We start from the raw sequence: 1,600 nt of genomic DNA, 5'->3' as shown, positions 1-1,600 counted from the left end.
TACATTCTCAATTCTTCATTCTACATTCAAATGGGTATTGGTGGGCATTGCCCATGTAATTGCTCGCCGTTCAATCATGATCTTTATCAGCAATTCCCACCCTACGATTCTCAATTCTTCATTCTACATTCTCAATTCTTCATTCTACATTCAAATGGGTATTGGTGGCCATTGCCCATTTAATTGTTCGGGGTTCAATCATGATCTTTATCAGCAATTCCCACCCTACGAATCTCAATTCTTCATTCTACATTCTCAATTCTTCATTCTACATTCAAATGGGTATTGGTGGGCATTGCCCATTTAATTGCTCGGCGTTCAATTTTGATCTTCCGAGAGCCTTGCCCACCCTACGATTCTCCTTCACTTTCCTCCTGAATTACCCTTTGCAATTGCTCAACCAGTGGCACTAAATCATTCCTCACCGTTCCCCAAACAATATCTAAATCGATAGAGAAATAAGCATGGGTCAAACGATTTCGCATCCCAATCATCACTGCCCAAGGAATATCAGCATGTCTCCCCCTACATTCAGCTGAAATTCTACCTGCCGCTTCCCCAATAATTTCTAAATCTTTAACAACTGCCAACACCAACATCCTATCCTTAGCTAAATCTTCTCTGGTCTTTCCAGACATAAAACCGAGAGCTTCTATTGCTGCATCCTGCATATGGTGCAAGCGAGTTAAATCGTCAATTGCTGTCATACTGCACCATCGCCTCAGCCATCACTCTGTCTCGAAAATAAATACTTAATTCATTAGGAGTTCTTAAATCAATCTTTCTCCCTTCTACTAGTTCTGAAAGTTCTATTTCCATACTGGCTAACCTAAAGAAACCAGGGGTTTTGCCTGGTTCAAATTCTACTAAAAAATCCAGGTCACTCTCCGGTGTAAAATCATCCCTCAACACTGAACCAAATAAAGACAATTTGCGAATATGATGACGCTGGCAAAATTGCTCTATTTCTTCCTTAGGAATCTTAATTGGTAACACCGGGCTTTCACTCATTTCTCTTCTGGATTTTTATCAGGTGCAATTAGTTGGTAGGAGCAGGTTTCTCTATATCCTAGCAGCTTGTAGGGTGGGCATTGCCGGTTTCCAACTCGCCTACCTGCCGGAATTCATCTGAGCAATGCCCACCAACCAGGGTACCCATGGCCGGTTTCCAAGCCCCAACCCTTCCAGAATTCACAATCAGTGCGATTGACCTTGGCCTTTAGGCCACGCTTCGCGAATGGTCACGCGGGGCGCGTTCGCATTTTGTAGTTGATAGTGCGATCGCTGATCTTGTCGGGTGGACATTGCCTGTTTCCAACGGAAGGAAATTGCTCGCAATTTCCTCTAGTGTGAGTGTAATCACAACAGGAGCGATCGCACCCAGATACAACCAAGAGCGATCGCTGACAGACTCAGGATAAAAATCCCGACTCCCGATTCCCGATTCCCGATTCCCTACTCTACTTGAGCACCAACTACCTCCGATGGCTGAGTATTGTTTTCCCCTGTATCAGTTGATTGGCCTAAGGTTTCTTCGATTACCTGAATTGCGCCACTGATGCGGAGTAAGGTTTGTCGGAGGTTGGCTTGTTTCGCTTCT

Annotated in this window: 3 protein-coding genes; 1 reads left to right on the top strand and 2 read right to left on the bottom strand. The window is 44.2% G+C overall.

From position 1 onward, the window contains the following. The coding region (locus tag F6K53_RS41065) for a hypothetical protein (protein ID WP_293086037.1) at window positions 1-307 on the top strand (307 nt) is incomplete at its 5' end. Between the two features lie 43 nt (window positions 308-350). Here the strand turns inward: F6K53_RS41065 and F6K53_RS41060 are convergent. Together F6K53_RS41060 and F6K53_RS41055 are read right to left on the bottom strand one after the other, a co-directional pair. Then, window positions 351-707 carry a DUF86 domain-containing protein gene (locus F6K53_RS41060; protein ID WP_075906784.1) on the bottom strand — a complete coding sequence of 119 codons (357 nt, stop codon included), beginning with the start codon at window positions 705-707 and terminating at the stop codon, window positions 351-353. Then, window positions 694-1,011, bottom strand: coding sequence for a nucleotidyltransferase family protein (locus F6K53_RS41055; RefSeq protein ID WP_293086034.1), 318 nt, complete (start codon window positions 1,009-1,011; stop codon window positions 694-696). Before F6K53_RS41055 ends, F6K53_RS41060 begins: the two co-directional genes overlap by 14 nt. Window positions 1,012-1,600: the final 589 nt, after the last annotated feature.

Origin of the sequence: Moorena sp. SIO4A1 (assembly GCF_010672065.1) — a bacterium.
In the GTDB taxonomy this organism is placed as follows: Bacteria; Cyanobacteriota; Cyanobacteriia; order Cyanobacteriales; family Coleofasciculaceae; genus Moorena.
Note: the sequence above shows the minus strand (reverse complement) of the source record. Positions and strands in the feature narration are given on the sequence as shown.

What these genes read in the sequence shown, in the direction of transcription:
- F6K53_RS41060 (WP_075906784.1), bottom strand. Translation starts at nt 707, where the DNA reads ATGACAGCAATTGACGATTTAACTCGCTTGCACCATATGCAGGATGCA.
- F6K53_RS41055 (WP_293086034.1), bottom strand. Translation starts at nt 1,011, where the DNA reads ATGAGTGAAAGCCCGGTGTTACCAATTAAGATTCCTAAGGAAGAAATA.